11 protein-coding genes are annotated in these 16435 nt (G+C 54.1%); 6 read left to right on the top strand and 5 right to left on the bottom strand.

The genetic code is table 11. From position 1 onward, the window contains the following. Positions 1-22 precede the first annotated feature (22 nt). On the top strand, positions 23-643 hold the full coding sequence (locus ACP9M6_RS10050; RefSeq protein WP_427450748.1) for a uracil-DNA glycosylase family protein: 621 nt from the start codon (positions 23-25) through the stop codon (positions 641-643). Here the strand turns inward: ACP9M6_RS10050 and pbpC are convergent. Together pbpC and ACP9M6_RS10040 are read right to left on the bottom strand one after the other, a co-directional pair. Next, on the bottom strand, positions 611-2644 hold the full coding sequence (pbpC, locus tag ACP9M6_RS10045) for a penicillin-binding protein 1C (RefSeq protein ID WP_427450746.1): 2034 nt from the start codon (positions 2642-2644) through the stop codon (positions 611-613). The two genes, ACP9M6_RS10050 and pbpC, sit on opposite strands and share 33 nt — an antisense overlap. Next, positions 2645-7552: an alpha-2-macroglobulin family protein gene (locus tag ACP9M6_RS10040; protein ID WP_427450744.1), complete on the bottom strand. Its 4908-nt coding sequence runs from the start codon at positions 7550-7552 to the stop codon at positions 2645-2647. A 228-nt stretch (positions 7553-7780) separates the two neighbouring features. Between ACP9M6_RS10040 and ACP9M6_RS10035 the strand changes: the two genes are divergently transcribed. Continuing rightward, positions 7781-8683 carry a hypothetical protein gene (locus tag ACP9M6_RS10035; RefSeq protein WP_427450742.1) on the top strand — a complete coding sequence of 301 codons (903 nt, stop codon included), beginning with the start codon at positions 7781-7783 and terminating at the stop codon, positions 8681-8683. 87 nt (positions 8684-8770) lie between these two features. On the opposite strand, the gene ACP9M6_RS10030 is transcribed toward ACP9M6_RS10035, so the two are convergent. Continuing rightward, positions 8771-9142, bottom strand: coding sequence for an Hpt domain-containing protein (locus ACP9M6_RS10030; RefSeq protein WP_427450740.1), 372 nt, complete (start codon positions 9140-9142; stop codon positions 8771-8773). A gap of 44 nt (positions 9143-9186) precedes the next feature. Between ACP9M6_RS10030 and ACP9M6_RS10025 the strand changes: the two genes are divergently transcribed. Beyond that, positions 9187-10407: a CPBP family intramembrane glutamic endopeptidase gene (locus ACP9M6_RS10025; protein ID WP_427450738.1), complete on the top strand. Its 1221-nt coding sequence runs from the start codon at positions 9187-9189 to the stop codon at positions 10405-10407. Here the strand turns inward: ACP9M6_RS10025 and ACP9M6_RS10020 are convergent. Beyond that, on the bottom strand, positions 10343-10600 hold the full coding sequence (locus ACP9M6_RS10020) for a hypothetical protein (RefSeq protein WP_427450737.1): 258 nt from the start codon (positions 10598-10600) through the stop codon (positions 10343-10345). The two genes, ACP9M6_RS10025 and ACP9M6_RS10020, sit on opposite strands and share 65 nt — an antisense overlap. A gap of 118 nt (positions 10601-10718) precedes the next feature. On the opposite strand from ACP9M6_RS10020, the gene ACP9M6_RS10015 reads away from it, so the two are divergent. Continuing rightward, positions 10719-12746, top strand: coding sequence for a hypothetical protein (locus ACP9M6_RS10015; RefSeq protein ID WP_427450735.1), 2028 nt, complete (start codon positions 10719-10721; stop codon positions 12744-12746). Here ACP9M6_RS10015 and ACP9M6_RS10010 read toward each other — a convergent pair. Then, positions 12736-14100, bottom strand: a complete 1365-nt coding sequence (locus tag ACP9M6_RS10010) for a GntP family permease (protein ID WP_427450733.1) — start codon at positions 14098-14100, stop codon at positions 12736-12738. The two genes, ACP9M6_RS10015 and ACP9M6_RS10010, sit on opposite strands and share 11 nt — an antisense overlap. A 113-nt stretch (positions 14101-14213) precedes the next feature. Between ACP9M6_RS10010 and ACP9M6_RS10005 the strand changes: the two genes are divergently transcribed. Both ACP9M6_RS10005 and rpoH read left to right on the top strand, forming a co-directional pair. After that, entirely contained in the window at positions 14214-15257 is a 1044-nt protein-coding gene (locus ACP9M6_RS10005; RefSeq protein WP_427450731.1) for an RluA family pseudouridine synthase, read from the top strand. Positions 15258-15412: 155 nt separating this feature from the next. After that, positions 15413-16297: an RNA polymerase sigma factor RpoH gene (gene rpoH / locus ACP9M6_RS10000; RefSeq protein ID WP_427454779.1), complete on the top strand. Its 885-nt coding sequence runs from the start codon at positions 15413-15415 to the stop codon at positions 16295-16297. The last annotated feature ends 138 nt before the right edge of the window (positions 16298-16435 follow it).

The raw sequence follows: 16435 nt of genomic DNA, 5'->3' as shown, positions 1-16435 counted from the left end.
GCTATGCGCTTATCAAAAGAGAATGCGAAATAACAACTCCGGCATATCGTCCTCATGCGGCACATCTTGCCTTTTGGCCGAGATAAGAAACTGTAACGTCTGCGCGACTGTGGTGCCGCCCCTGCCCGTGACGCCCAACCCCGTCCTGCAAGCGTCGCGCGACAGCCGCATTCGCATAATCGGACAAGCCCCCGGTATTCGAGCGCATGATAGCTCACTCACCTTTAACGATCCGTCGGGAGATCGATTGCGGGATTGGCTGGGCGTAGATCGTGAGAGTTTTTATAATCCGGATAATTTCGCCATTACGCCAATGGGGTTCTGTTTTCCGGGCTATGACAAACATGGCAGTGACCTGCCCCCGCGCAAGGAATGCGGCCCGCTTTGGCAGGAGAAATTGGAGGCCGCTCTACCCAACATCCAACTCACGCTCATCATCGGGATGTATGCTGTGAAATGGCATTTGGGAGAGCGTGCGCATCGCAACCTGACGGAGACGGTTCGACATTGGCCAGATTACGGCCCTAACCTCATGCCCCTCCCACATCCGAGCTGGCGAAATAATGCTTGGATCAAAAAACATGACTGGTTCAGCGAAGAACTCGACGCTCTAAAAACCCGGGTGAGAGATATCCTCGGTTGAGAGTACGCGAAACGTGCCCCGTGTCTTGTGGCCCTTTTTATCGACGACCACGAGATTATAGAAACCGGGCGCATCCGGTAAAAACCGAAATCCGTGACGCGTTCGTTCAACAGGCTTATCATCCACATAGAGACGCGGGTTCTCATAGGCTGACTGTATGACGAGATCGACGCCCTCTGAGTCTTCGCCAAAGTCTGAAATGGCAATTTCTGTTCCATCTGCGGGGAAGAGGATAACGGGAGCCGCTTCATCCGCAGAGGCGAGTTTCTCTGTCGTCCTGTTTTCAACACGCAACGACTTCTTCGCCGATTTATAAGTGAGATCATTTGCAATCTCAAAGAGGAGCGGCGCGGCCGCATCCCGACCTGTCACACCGGGTCGTGGCCCTCCATCCGGCCGCCCGACCCAGACAATGACAACGTAGTCACCGGAAAGTCCCGCCGCCCAACTATCCCGAAATCCGTATGAGGTCCCCGTTTTGTAACCAACATCAGGTGCTTTGAACCCAAGATATGTTGGCAGGATCCCGGCAGGCCTCGGCGCGGCGGCCATGATGTCGCGCAATGTCTTTGCGGTATCCTTTTGCAGGAGCGTGAAAGACTCATCAAATGCGCTATCTTCTGACGTCCATTTCAAAGACGCAGCCAAACCGTCATTTGCAATGGCTGTGTAAAGCACTGCTAAATCTCTGGCAGACAGACCCGTTCCGCCCAGTGCCAAAGCCAAGCCTGCATCAGCCCCATCCGCGCCCGGCCCCGTCTGGCTGGGTGACACTCCCGCAGCGCGCAAAGTTGCATCCAAACGACGCCCACCGACACGGTCCAATATGCCGACGGCAGGCACATTCAGAGAATGTTGCAACGCTTGCGCCATGGTCACATCGCCGTAATAGCGGCGGTCAAAATTTTCGGGACGGTAAGACCCAAACCGACTCGGCGCATCCCGTAAACGGGTATCTTGCCCGATGAGGCCATCATCCATGCCGAGGGCATAAACAAAGGGCTTCAACGTCGACCCCGGGGATCGGATCGCTGCCGTCATATCCAACCAGCCCCCATCATGGTCGTGCCGTCCAATCGCGGTATGGGCCCGAACTTCGCGAGTAGGCGCATGGACGATGATAGCCGATGCATTTACGGGCTCGGGCAACCCGTCAACATAATCGGAGAGACGATTTTCGAGAGAGCGTTGCAATGCGGGCTCAATAAAACTGCGGACAGTCCGGCCTTGGTCAACTAACCGTTCCGCCGTCAACCATGCCGCATTGGGAAGTTCAGTTTTTGCGAGTGGTATTGGCGCCGCAAGACTTTCGGTGAGAGCCTGAGAGTTTAACAAACCCGCCTGCGCCAAGCGTTTCAGAATTCTGTCACGGCCACCCTTCGCGCCTTGTGCATTCCGATCCGGACGACGGGCTTCCGGCGCTTGGGGCAGTGCAATGAGCAAAGCAATTTCATCATGTGATAAATATTTGGCGGATTTGCCGAGATAAATCCGGCTGGCCGCCTCAATCCCCTCAATGTTCCCGCCATAACTAATGCGAGTGAGATATTGCTCAAGAATTTCCGATTTCGTGAAATGAAGCTCGAATCTCAAGGCCTCGAAACTCTCAATCATCTTGGACCGCATCGTCCGCGGTCGGGGCTTATATTGACGCACGAGTTGCATCGTAATTGTCGACGCACCAGAGACGATATCACCCTCCTCCCGCCAACTTTTCAGCGCCCGCAATATAGCAGCTCCATCGACGCCTGAATGCGTGTAGAAGCGGCGGTCCTCGATCTCAATGAGTGCGTCTAAGAAGGCCGGGTCAATTGTCTCCAAATCAGCCCCAATGCGCCATGTGCCGCCTTCAATCGTTCGAACATTCAACCAGGTTTCATTCTGATCCAGCAGGATTGGGGACGTCGCGGACAGGTCAGACTTTGATACAGGCGCTTGTGCAAACCATAGGCTCAGAACTGCGCTGCCTGCTAAGATCAGATATCCTGCGAGTTTCCGCACCTAGTTTGAGCCCGCCGGATCAATAGTAATGCGCGAGGCTTTAGATGTTCCGACACGAGTCGGGCGGTACATATCTTCCACGATAAGGGCGGGCATGATGAAATCACCGACAGTCACCGCCCGCGCAATATAGGCCGCACGGAAAGTCCGGCGGTCCCGTTCCCATTTCATCCAACGGTCTGAGGCGATAAACCGATCATCCCGCGCTTCCTGCATATCGAATTCTGACAGTTCGCCGAGAAATTTGAACGCGCCTTCTTCGCCCGCATCGGGTGGATTGAGAACGGTCTCAATCTCCAACCCGGCGGGCAGAAGATCGGCCATAACCATCATCGTTTCCGCCGTGTAATTCGACCTCGCTTCCAAAAGGACGACGACGCGGTCACCCCTTTGGAGTTGCGAAACGGACAAGACTTCCCCCCTCGGCGAATAGAGCGTCTTCTTGACGTCAAAACCTGCGGAGATGGGCTCCGGCGCGGTCAGAGGAGTCGCATCAATATCCAATGTGACGTAAAGTCGACTATCGCCAGTATTCATAATAGATTTATCAGCGGACATATCTGATCCGAGCAGCGACGCCGTCGCATCGTCTAAATCAATGCCTTTTGATGAGATGGAAACCGCCTCATCGCCTTGCGTGATTTTCGACATCGCCCTGACGATATAACTCTTTTCCTGAGTTGAAGTTTTTGCGGGATCGAGATCGGCCAACCTCAAGAGAATAACTTCCGCAATATCATCTGAGAGATCATTACCCCCAATGGCAAGAACCGCCGCTGCGTCGCGTTCGGCAGAGTCGTAATAATCATAAGGAATGTCATCGCCAATGCGGTCTTGTGCGCGGGTAAAGGCGGCTTCGGCTCTGGCGGCATCGCCGATGCGGGACAGGGCCGCGCCGAGATAGGCCTGCGCTATCGGACTGTCGATCGTCTTGCCAAAACGGTCATTGACGTAACGGACGCCGGAGGCATCCGGGCGACCCGCAAGGGCTAGAACATAATGCGCGTAAGCCGCCTGTTCCGCCCGGCGTAGTTCTGCACGTCTGCGGCTGTTTTCATTCGGGAAGGCGAGATTGAGATTGGAATAATCTTCCATGAGAGACAAGCTCTTGGCTGCATCCAATGCGGAAGACAGGCCAGCCTCTGACACCTCAAATCCGTTCTTCTCTGCCTCGACCAAGAATTCGGACACATAGAGTTGCAGCCAAGGCGAGAGATATCCGTCGCCCTCGGACCAGAGACCAAATTCTCCGGATCGACTTTGTCGAGAGGAGACTTTGGCAATGGCGCTCTGAATACGCTGTCTCAGCGTCGCATTGGACGTGTCCGAGAAGCCCCCCAGATTTTCAACAAAGAGGAGCGGCATGGCGCTGCTCACGGTCTGTTCGGTACAACCATAGGGATAGCGCGACAGGCTGCTGAGATAGGGTTGGACGGATAAACCGGGCAAACGCGCGACGGACACATCCACATCCGCACTTAGAATATTATAGCCGTCTAACCGGTCAGGATTGAGCGCAAAACTCTCCCCCGGTTCCAATGCATGAATCGACCGCCGCAGGATGGGGCGATAGGGCGAGCGCACTTCAATCGGATAATCCGTTTCAATCGCATACCCACCGGGACCGGAAATCTTGGTCGTGAAATTATAGATTCCTTCTTTCGCGTCAGAGATATAGATGCCCGTCTGATCACGTGTGCCGGGTTGCAGATCGAAACGGGTATTCATAGCCTCCAGCAATCCAAGCGCAGCGATGTTCGCACGATAAACACCGGACGCGCCGTCAATATTATCAAGCGCTAGAGTCGCGACGGCGGTGTCACCGGGCGCGAGAAAACGCGGCAGAGAAAGATTGGCCGGAACGGAATCGCGGACTTTGATCGGTTGCGAGGCACTGCCCACGGCTGATTTTGTCCAAGCCGTCACCATCAGGCGGAGTTCCCCGTTAAAGTCCGGGAGGTCGAGCGAGATGGTCGCTTTGCCATTTTTAAGCATCAGCGGCCCTTGGAACAGTGCGACGGTCTGCGTTGGCACGACGGAGAGGCCAGCACCACCAATGGAGTCGCCGCCACTACGCTGTGCGCCCTGCATCAGATATGGATTGAGAATGCGCGCATAATCATCGCGAATGTCGAGTGTGAAGGCTTTCTTTGAGAAGAACGCCTCCGCTGCATCGGGTGAACGGAAATTCGTGAGCGCGAGGATACCCTCATCGACAGCCGCGAGACTGACCCACGCTTTTTCCTTTGCGGCAGCGCCCGAGATTTCAATCGGGACCTCGAGTGTCACGCGAGGTGCGATACGGTCTGGCGCATTAATCGCGATGTCCAAAGTCTGGTCGCTGCGATCCAGACCGATGTGCGTCAGGCCCACGGCACGTTTCACGCTCTTATTATTAGCGTCATCAAATGCGGTATAGAGCGTCACCATCGCATAGACATCGTGGCCCCAATCCGGGTCATAAGGTAATCTTAGAGATGATGCGCCTTCCGGAATTTCGACTGTACGGATAGTACGTACCGTGTGGTCGGCAATGACGATATCGCCGCGTCCCGCATAGGGTGCTTTCAGGTTTAGCGTGAACGCGCCGCCCGGTTTTTCAGGCAGCTCGGTTGCACCGATCAGTATTCTGTCAGGCGCATCGCTGGACCCGTCAGAATTGGACCAGCCCACGCCAAATCGGAAAGAGGCTTTCGCGCCGGACGCATCCGTCGTCTCGAGACGATAACTCCCCCAATCGAGTTTTCTGGACCACGTTGTAGGTGCGGACGTCTCAATGCGTATCTCGCCTTTATCCATGAAAATATTCGAGGTGCGGACACGATATTGCCAGCGGTCATATTGGCGATACCAATTGTAATCGCGTTCTTCTTTGACAAGCGTCCAAGTCAGGTCCGCCGCAACCCGTTCGCCCGCCGCATTCAGACTGATGAGATCAATTTGGGCGGCGAGCTGACGATCTGCACGTCCGTCAAATTTTGGATCAAACCCTGTATAGAGATCGAGAGGTCGCACCGGGATGAAGCGATTTTCGCGAACATAGCGGCCACCCGGTTCGGCGACACCCGCGATGACAGATGCACGAAGCGGATAGGTTGAACGGGTTTCAGTTTCAGCCAGTTTAAATGTGAGACCCGCTTGTCCCTCATCATCCGTCATCGGGACGTCAACAGGAATGAACTGTTCCTGATAAGTCTCTGTCACATCGCCAAAACTGTAATTGCTAAACTCTGGAAACGGATTGGGATCACGTTGCACACGGATTTCGCCCTCGGTCTCTAAATTTGACCCCGGAGCACCATAATAGAATTGCGCATCAAGAGAGAGACGTCGCGTTTCACCCGATTTGAGAACGGGTTGATCTTCAGGAAGAAGATCAAGTTTCAGTCGCTGCGGTACGAAATCCTCGACGGAAATTTTCTGGACCTTAACGGCGTCCGTACCTTCCACACCAACGCGGAGTTTCCAGATACCCCGGGCTGCATCCGCCGGAAGATCAACGGAGGTGACATACCCTCCTGCCTGTCCTTGCGCGGGTAATTCGCGGCTGGAGTCTTCTGATCCGTCCGGACGGAGGATGTCTAATGTTAACGTTCGTCCCTCAATCGCATTTGCGTAACTATCGCGAAGAAGAACGTTTAAATGCACCGTCTCGCCGGGACGATAAATACCCCGGTCTGTGAAACTATAGAGGTCAAATGCCCCCGCCCCTTCACGGCCCTGTACATCCATCGTGCTTAAATCGAGCGGCGCACGGGAGAGGTCGAGGACGGCATAATCTCCGTTAGGTCCGTAAGCCATAACCATACGCGGTGCGAGCGGACCTTTGCCGGAGAGGATGGCGTTATCAAAAACGGCTCGTCCCTGCCCGTCCGTCATGACCTCTGCGAGTTGTTCATTATTGCCCGCGATGAGATCGAGCCGAATGCCGGGCTGTAACCCTGCTGTCTTTATAGAGCGCACGGCGACATGTAGCGCATCGGACCCGCGATAACTCGTGAGCGCCAGATCCGTTGAGATAATCCATCGCAAGGCTTTCGCAATTTGGTAGTCCGGTTTGCCCGTCTCGGCATGTCGCGCAATGAGGATATAGGCCCCCGGCCCTTGGTCAGAGATTTTATCCTGAAGATCAAAAGGTGTTTGCACAACTTGATTGCGGTCCGCTTCAACATCTAACTTACCGGACCAGACTTCGACGCGGCGATTATTGCCTTCATAAGTGCTGACATAATCATCACCCGTGCCCTGCTCGCCTTGGTTAGGAGAATATTGCGAGAGGATACGGTCATTAATGCGGTAGAGGGTCAGGTCGAGTTTCTCCACATTGACCGTTTTGAGAGTCAGCCGCGCACCCTTTGTCTCAGGCAGGATAATACCGTCACCTGCAAATCCGACAAAAGATGGCTTATCCTCAAAGCTCACACTGACACGACGGTCACGCGGAAGGATCGTTCCGTCATCCGCCGTGAGACCCTCCAGGACTTCGACCTGATAGGTTTGACCATAATCCAACCCGAGCACACAAATACGCTCTGCGGTCGCGCGAAGCGAGAATGGGGTGACAGGGTCAAGTCTGAAATATGATTTCAAGTCTGTTTCCTGCGCCGCGCTAAAGGATTTATCGAATTCCAAACAGGCCTCAGACGTGCCGTTCGTGTCGACAGTTTGCCACCCTATATAGCGCAAGACGGGTTGAGCTAACTCAATAGCGGGTTCAGTTGGTTCGTCTTCTATAGTGATGGGTTCGGGTGAAGCTTCCACCTGCGTTTCGACGACCGCAAGAGGGTGACGTTTGTCTGCTTGGATCAAGCTTGAACTGGAAGAGGCAGGAAAGAGGTAATATCCAATACATCCCGCCAATAAAAAAAGCAGGATACCAGCCCCAAATTTTAATGTCGTGGAAGTCATACCCGCCCCTCAAATCATTATGTCTACTCTGACTTATATCTGATTCTTGTCGGGAATGGGGCCTGATTACGTCCGTCTTCGGACAGGGCCTTTTCAGAAACAGTTTCTTAACCCTGATTTTTGAACAGTCGCTAAGGATGTTCCTAAACCGGATAAGAATAGATTTTTGCTATTTCCATTCTCAATCGGGTGGCTGACTCCCGAATTGTAAACTTTGGGAATGTAAAAATGTCTTTGAAAAAACTTGCTCTCGCAGGCGGTGTTGCCGCTTCGCTCATGGCCGGAACAGCTTATGCCTCTGTTATCGACCGTCCTTTCTTCCAAGTCCTGGGTGTCGTTGTTGTTTGGGGTGCCGATAGCACCGGAACAGCCCCTGTCGTCTCCGACTTTGTGCTTCTTACCCCGGCTTCCGGTACAGCCGGTGCTGACCTGATCTCAGGCGACGTGACAGCTGTTGTGACGGGCTCACTCACACCCATCTCCGCAACTGGTGTTGGCGGAGCGGGTTCAGACGTTTCCGGCGCAACAAGCGGCGGCGTTTATTCCGATGATAACGCAAACGGCGTTTTGGATGCGGGCGACACACTCTCCGCTTTCGGTATCGACTCCGCAACAGATGTTGATGGCATGGTCGGTCCAGCGTCGCACACATCGTCTTTCTACGTTGCGTCCAACGCTGCTTTCGACATCTATGCCGAAGCAACAGGTCTGGGCGGATCCGGCGAATTGTTTGACGGCACAACATATGATGACATCAAGCTTGCCATGGGTATCGAAGTTTCCGGTAACGTTGTTGACGGCGATGCAGCCAGCTTGGCTTTCGGGTCCGCAGCTCAGGATCCAACAGGCTCCGCAACCGTGCTCGACCCGTCTGACCCGCTTGGTCTTGCAACACTGCCGTCAAACAACGGTTTTGACACAGCGGTCCTCGACCTCGGCGATATTAACGGCGCAGCCACAAAAGTCTTCCAAGGTGGACAGCGTACAGCAGCCTCCGTCGGATCACTGTCCGAGCAATCAGTCCGCTTTAACAGCGTCTATACATTGGATAGCGGCGCAGGTGGATATGACCTCAGCCAGGGTGCCGGTACAGTCTTTGCCGACGTCACTTACACTGTCTTCGTACCATAGGCTGACGCCAATAAAATAAAGAGCTTCACGCGCTCTTGGATCGAAAGGGTCGTCCTCACGGGCGGCCCTTTTTCGTTTTAGAAACCATCAAGACCGAAGCTGGGCCATATCATCGTTATATTCCCAGCGAATAATTTCGGCGAGAACTTGTTCAATTCGTTGTTCGAGAGTGTCTACGGCGACTTCCCGCGCGCCGGGACGTCGGTCATCTCCGACGAGGCTCTCCGCACGTTCACAGGCTTCGGCCAAACTCATAGCGCCAACAGCGCGGGCGGAGCCCTTTAGAGAATGCGTCACATTCGCCCAGAGATCATCATCGGCGTCAGCGGCGAGACTGCGCCCCCACATGTCGACCTGATTGCGAAACAGGCCGAAAACTTCACGGGTCAATTCACGGTCCCCACCAACATAGCGGTTGAGATGGTCGAAATCGATTTCAGAAACAGGTGAGTCGGTCATACCCCATACTAGACATTCAGCGATGATATGTTAGCGGCCATTCCATGAAATATTTTGAAACAACTCAGCAAGGTCGATCCGTCTGGTGGTCATGGATATTCGCAACGTGGATCGCAATTGTGATTTGGACATTGGGGCAATCCATTCTGATCCAACTTATGACGACAATTGCGGGTGACATGGATCCCACACTTAAATCTGAATTTGCAGAAGCGGCGGTCAATATGGCCGATATGGGAGAGTTGGAAACTTACACGGCCCTGTTTGGCACGGCGTCACTCATTGCCATTGCGTCAGTCATGGGCGTTGTTGCGACGGTTTGGCTCTCCAATAAATATCTTGCCCAGAAAGCACATTTAGACGCTTTTGGAGGGGGAGACTTTAAGGACCGAAACAACGCGATCTTGGCCTTATCTCTCCTCACTACTCTCGCCATTATCATCTCGGCGAGCATATTTGTAATGGCCGGACGTCTTCTCGACGGCACATATTATATGGCGCTAATGCAGCGCGCCATGGGATTAAGCCCGCTGACTTACAGTCTCTTTTTACTGACCTTTCCGGTCGGCTGTCTCGGGCTCTATCTCATGCAAAAGGTCATTCACCAACGCTCAGTGATGTCGCTCCATAATGCGCTCAGCAAAATCAGATGGGGTTGGATATTCGAGGGCTTCGTCCTGAGCTGGCTCGTGATTGGAACCTTTATGTTCTTGGGCTCTAAATTAGGGTTGTTTGAAATTCGGTTGAATTTTAACGCGCAAGTCTTTTTCAGCTTCGCCCTCGCCTCACTCATTTTTATCCCGCTACAAGCCGGGACGGAAGAAATCGTGTTTCGCGGATATTTCAACCAAGCCCTGACTCATCTCACAAGAAATAAGTGGGTGGCTTTCATCCTCACATCCATTGCGTTCATGGCCATGCATTTGTCCAACCCAGAAGCCCTGGAGGGCGCAGCGGCAGGCACCCTGCCCATCGTCATGAGCGGGTACTTCTTCTTTGGCTTTGCCATGTGTTTACTGGTCTGGCTGGATGACGGGATTGAGACCGCGATTGGCGTGCATGCGGGCAATAATTGTTTCGCCGCGATTGTAGTAAATTATGAAGGCTCAGTCCTACCCACGCCGTCTATGTTCATGGCTGTGCCAGATGCTGTCAGTGACGCCATGAGTACGATCATCATTCTCGCGGTTATTGTCGCAATTATTTGGTGGCGGCGCGGCGGCCCTTCGCGGTCAGACGACAGACCGTCCATTGCGGACGCATAGGACTGGCAAACCACGGCTCGGCTAACCCCGCCGCAATGGCGGTCTGGATGATCGCTTTATCAACGGGTTCGCCAAATGTGTCGAACAGGGCCAGCCGCCCATCTGCGCGGCCCATACCGTCGCGCAACCATCCCATCATTTCTTGTTCTCGCAAGCGCACTTTTGCGCTCGCCCGATTCAGCCCAGACGCCATATCAACCCATCCACCATTTCACCGGAACAGATGCGGTCTTCGCCGCTTTCCCCGGTCATTCGGGTCTGATAGAGCAAATAAAAGAATATCCGGTTAAACGCGCAGGTCGGGGGACGTCTTGTCTGACATCACCAAAAAAATCTATTCCATTGAGCCCGCAGCAGAGCCGGATACGGATGATGTGTTACCCCCTGTCGGGGTAAAACCTGAGACGGCAAAGCCCGCAAAAGAAGAAGTGCCGACTTTCGTAACGCGCGAAGCAAAAGCACCTATCGTTCTGGGCGCAGGACCTGAGTTGGAAGAGGTCCGGTCCGGTTGGATTATGTGGACAGGCCTCGCCTTTACGCTTCTTTGGTTGACCGGCGCTGGTTTAATGTTTGCCAGTCGGATTACGGGATCCGATGCGGGGCTCTTGGAGATGGCAGGATTTATCGTCCTTCTTGCTCTGCCTGCAATACTCATTACCCTCCTCTGGGTCGCCTTGCGAAAAATGGTCAATCTCACGAACCGAAACGCACACTTGGCAAAAGCCGCGCAAGCCCTCGTCAATCCGGAAACCGAAGCTCTAGGCCGCACACAAACATTGGCATCCGGCATTCGGGCAGAAATATCAAAAGTGAATGGACAGCTCGCCGATACAGTCACAGCCCTGCAAGGCGTGCAAACTGCCATCACGCGCGAGAGCCAAGCCTTGGATGCGGCGGGTCTCCAATTGACAAGCCGATCCGAGGATGTCGGCCGGAACCTTACCTTACAGCGTCAAGCCCTTGAGAGTATATCCGGGACATTCGATGCGAAGATGGAAACACTCTCCGCACAGATCGAGGAAACGGGGAAAGGTTTGGAAAGCTCGTCAGAAACTGCGCGTGAGCGTCTTGAGGCCGTAACAGCCTCAATGACAGACGCGACAACAGGATTATCGACGGCGAGCCAGTCTACGAATGAAATATTGAAAGCCCGCGTTGCAGAGCTGGGCGAAATCTCCCGCAAAATCGACGGCGTGAGCGAGGCCTTGAAAGCTGACTTAACGACATCTGCAAAGGAATTGTCGCTAATGAAAACGGGCCTATCCGATCGCGTGGAAGCTCTCGATACAGCAAATGCTCAGACACAGGAAAAGCTTAGCGGGTTGAAGGAAACCCTCGCCGCGGGTCAGGACATGCTGCGCGATCTTGAGGCTGCGGCGTCGACACGATCGACGGATGTACGCAAACTCTATGACACGCTATCTGATCAGCTGAAGAAGTCAGAGGACGATACACTAACCTCACAAGGCCGCACGGCGCGGATGGTCGAAGGCAATCTCGCCCAAATGCGGCGTGAATTTGGTCGAATGGAAACGGACCTCCAGACGCTGCAAACCAAGTTGAACAATCTGCGGGAGACGAGTGAGGAACTACCGCTCTCCCCGCCGCCCGGTTCCCGGCTCTCGCTCCGCCCGCTGGAAACCGATTTTCCGCCGGTCGAGCCCCCGCGCAAAACCTCGACCCTGCGTCCAGCCTTTACATTCGACGCACCAAAGGAAGATGTGACCCCGGATGATCGGCCCCTGAATTTAGGGGCCGATATGCAACTCGAGACCCCGGATACGGAAATCACGAATTTCGATCCGGATGTTCTCCGCCGTCCCGGGGATGTGCAACCGCCCAAAAGTGGATTTGGCCGGTCTAAGAATAAGGAGAAATCCTCTGGCTGGCATTGGCGTGATATGTTGGGCGGTCTGGAACGCCCGGATGCAGAGCCGGAGACTGTCTCACCGGAAACCAAAAAAGAGATAAACCCTTTAAGTCCTACTGCTGCGGCCCCAAAGGACTCGATCAATATTCTCGAACGACTTGACGCCATCCAACTCTCACCTGCGGCCATTGTTGATGACGGCACAATCATTGACGCCACACAGGCCCGTATCAACCGTGGGGAAGCTGGCTTGGCTGACGCTGTCGCCGCGCGTTTGAGTGACCCTATTTTACATCTTCAAACGAAGATGAATGAAGACGCCGGACTGTCATCTGACGTTGCGCAATTCACATCAGATTTCGCAGAACGCGTCGGCGCAACCCCGCCGACCGCACCTGCACTACGGACGGTGTTCGGGTCTCCGAATGGTCGGGCTTACTTGCTCTGTGCGGGTGCGCTTAAACGATAAGAGAGAGGATGAGAGTCACCGCTAATCCTGTCAGTCCGAGTACAGTCGTCGCGACGGTCCAACTTTTCAGCGTCTCTTTTGGTGTTTGACCCAAATACTGATTCACAAGCCAAAACCCGCTATCGTTGACATGGGATGTCATCGTTGCGCCCGCTGCGATTGAGATGACAGCTAAGGCCGTGTCAGCGGATGATAGCCCTGCGACGGAAGCTACCGGCGCGGTCAATCCCGCTGCTGTAATCATTGCGACTGTCGCTGAGCCTTGCGCCACGCGAACCAAGAACGCGACGATAAAGGCAAAGAGGATGATTGGCATTCCGGTGGAAGACACAGCCGCCGCGAGGTCCGCGCCGATCCCGCTATCTATCAGGACTTGTTTAAACACGCCGCCGGCTCCGGTGATGAGCACGACGACACCAGCAGGCTCCAAAGCCTTCGACATGATCTTGCCAATTGTTTCACGTGGAACATTTCGCACCAATCCAAAGGCGACATAGACATAGAGGCAGGCGAGTGAGAGTGCCGTGAACGGATGTCCGATAAATTTAAACCACATCCGCCAATCCGAATCTTTGACGACAAGACGGTCTAATATCCCGCCCGGCTTCAGGCCTTCGGGGTCAAGGCTTTGAAATGTGGAGAGAAGGATCAGCACGAGCGGCATGGCCACGGCGAAAACGGCATGGCCAAATGAAATCGAAGGCTTGTCCGATGGCGGTGTCTCATAAATCTCTCCCGTCATAGCGGGAGTGTTGCGATAAAACCGTGCAAGGACAGGACCGCCTATGATGAGTGTCGGCAAACCCACGATAAACCCGAAAAATATGACGAGGCCGAGATCGGCTGAGAGCAATTCTGCGACAGCAATCGGTCCCGGCGTCGGCGGGATAAAGGCATGGGTCACAGCCAGCCCCGCGAGGAGTGGAAGGGCATAGGTTAAAAGCGCCTTCCCGGTTTTCAAGCTGAGTTTCTGGATGAGCGGCACCAACATGATGAAGGCCACGTCAAAGAAAACAGGAATCGCCACGAGAAAGCCGACAAGTCCCAAAGCCCAACCGGCTTTGTCATCACCGAACCGCTTGAGCAGACGTGATGAAATCGCTTCCAATCCCCCCGCATGTTCTAACATTGCACCGAACATTGCGCCGAGCCCAACGACAACAGCGACAAAGCCAAGCGTACCCCCCATCCCGTTCCTTATGGCCTCTATGACATCCAGAGGCGACATGCCCGTCATCAAACCCACTAGCAGTGAGACAATCAAAAGCGCGAGAAAGGCCGGCATCTTCTGTCGCAAAACGAGAAATAAGAGCAAGGCAATGCCAAGTGCCGCCATAAAGAGCGAGAGTGTCATGTAATCCCCAATGTTTTTCTCCACCTATGACAGCGCTGTCGCGTCAAAGTAAAGGGGCTTGCAAATGAAGACCCATTCTTGCCCTTCACGGCAGACGGGACTAAGGCGCGCTCATGACCGATGACCTTTCACGCTGGGAAACCCGCACCTCTACGACGGATGATAATGGCGAGCGGCTGGATAAATGGCTGGCGAATTGGAGCGAACTCTCCCGTGCGCGTATTCGCGACCTTGTCGAGTCCGGGCATGTCCGCGCGGATGGCAACGTTGTCAGTAAAGTCACGACGAAAATTCGGCCCGATATTGAATATGCGATTCAAATTCCACCGCCCGTCGATGACACACCGCAACCGGAAAATATTCCGATTGATATCCTATTCGAAGATGACCACTTGATCGTGTTAAACAAAGCCTCCGGCATGACGGTTCATCCTGCACCCGGGTCCCGCAATGCCACGCTTGTCAATGCCCTGCTCTATCACTGTGCGGACACGCTCTCTGGTATTGGCGGTGTCATGCGGCCGGGAATTGTCCATCGGTTGGACAAGGATACAACGGGTGTGATGATCGCGGCAAAGACGGATGCGGCACATCGGGGCCTGTCCAAACAATTTGCTAAACATTCCATTGACCGAGTCTATACCTGCCTTGTGCGCGGCGCACCGAAACCGCGTTCAGGCTCCGTCATTTCCCGTATCGCGCGTTCGCCCCATGACCGGAAGAAACAGGCGGTTGTGCGCGGGACTGTCAATGATATCGAAGCCTCAGATGTCGGGCGGCACGCCGTGACGCATTATCAGTTCCTGAAAGGCTTCGGCCGCGCCCAACATGCGAGTATAGGTACTCCGAAAGTCAGCCAATTGGATTGTCGTCTAGAAACGGGGCGGACCCATCAAATCCGTGTTCACCTCGCGCATGTCGGCTGCCCCCTCCTCGGCGATCCGCTTTATGGCAAGCAACGCGCCTTTGTGACGTCGCAACATCCGGCGGAAGAGCTTGTGCGGACTGCAATTGCAGATTTCAAACGCCAAGCACTCCACGCGCGGCATCTCGGTTTTATTCATCCCATCACGAAAGAAGAGATGGGCTTCGACGCCCCGGTTCCACCCGATATGCAGCACCTCCTCAATGCCCTCTCCGATTTGCCCGTAAACTAGGCCCGTCACGTTCTCGTTAAAAAGTGTTCAGACCCGGAACCCTTTAAACGCGCTAAACGTATCCTATATGAGACCGCTGGAGGGTCTTGATTATGGCTGAAACAAAAACACTGACCACGAATACCGCGACGAAAGATGCGACCTATACCGGCAATATGAAATTGTCAGTTGCGCTTTCGCCGGAACAGGGCCTGAATTCCTATCTGCAGGAAATTCGTAAATTTCCGATGCTGGAAAAGGAAGAAGAGTTTCGTCTGGCCAAGCGCTGGGTGGAAGACGGCGATACCGCTGCGGCAGAGAAGATGGTGACATCGCACCTGCGCCTCGTCGCAAAAATCGCGATGGGCTATCGAGGGTACGGCCTGCCAATTGGTGAGGTCATTTCCGAAGGCAATGTCGGCCTGATGCAGGCCGTGAAGAAATTTGATCCGGATAAAGGCTTCCGCGTCTCGACTTATGCCATGTGGTGGATCCGTGCCGCCATTCAGGAATATGTCCTGCGCTCTTGGTCTCTTGTCAAAATGGGGACAACAGCCGCGCAGAAGAAGCTGTTCTTTAATCTTCGCCGCATGAAGGGCGAGATGAAAGCCCTGGAAGACGGCGATCTGAAACCGGAACATCTTTCGAAAATTGCCACGAATTTGGGCGTGAAAGAGACGGAAGTTACCTCCATGAACCGCCGAATGTCCGGTGGCGGCGACAGCTCGCTTAATGTCACAATTGGCGGCGAAGACGGCTCTGCGCAATGGCAGGACTGGCTGACCGACGAATCTGACTCACAGGAAGAAGTCCTCGGCGAAGCGCAAGAGCATGATGCGCGGATGGACCTCCTTCGCGATGCGATGTCAGACCTCAATGCACGTGAGCAGGATATTATTTCCAAACGTCGCTTGGCCGAAAAGCCCATGACGCTGGAAGAACTCGCCAAAGTTTATAGCGTCTCCCGGGAGCGTATCCGACAAATTGAAGCTCGCGCATTTGAGAAACTGCAAGCGGCGATGTTGGCGGCAGCAGAACCTGCGGGCCTTTTGGAAGGCTGACAGCCTTCTCATTGACACTCAAAACTTCGCTCAGGAGGAGTTTTTTATACCCGATCCTCACCTGAGCGAAAAATGAATGGATTTCATCGACTGTCGCGACAATGTGTAAATTAACGGCATAGAAAGCCTTTTTTGTCA

This window comes from Litorimonas sp. WD9-15 (assembly GCF_050271975.1).
Classification (GTDB): Bacteria; Pseudomonadota; Alphaproteobacteria; order Caulobacterales; family Maricaulaceae; genus Litorimonas.
This window is presented reverse-complemented; position numbering and strand designations above follow the sequence as displayed.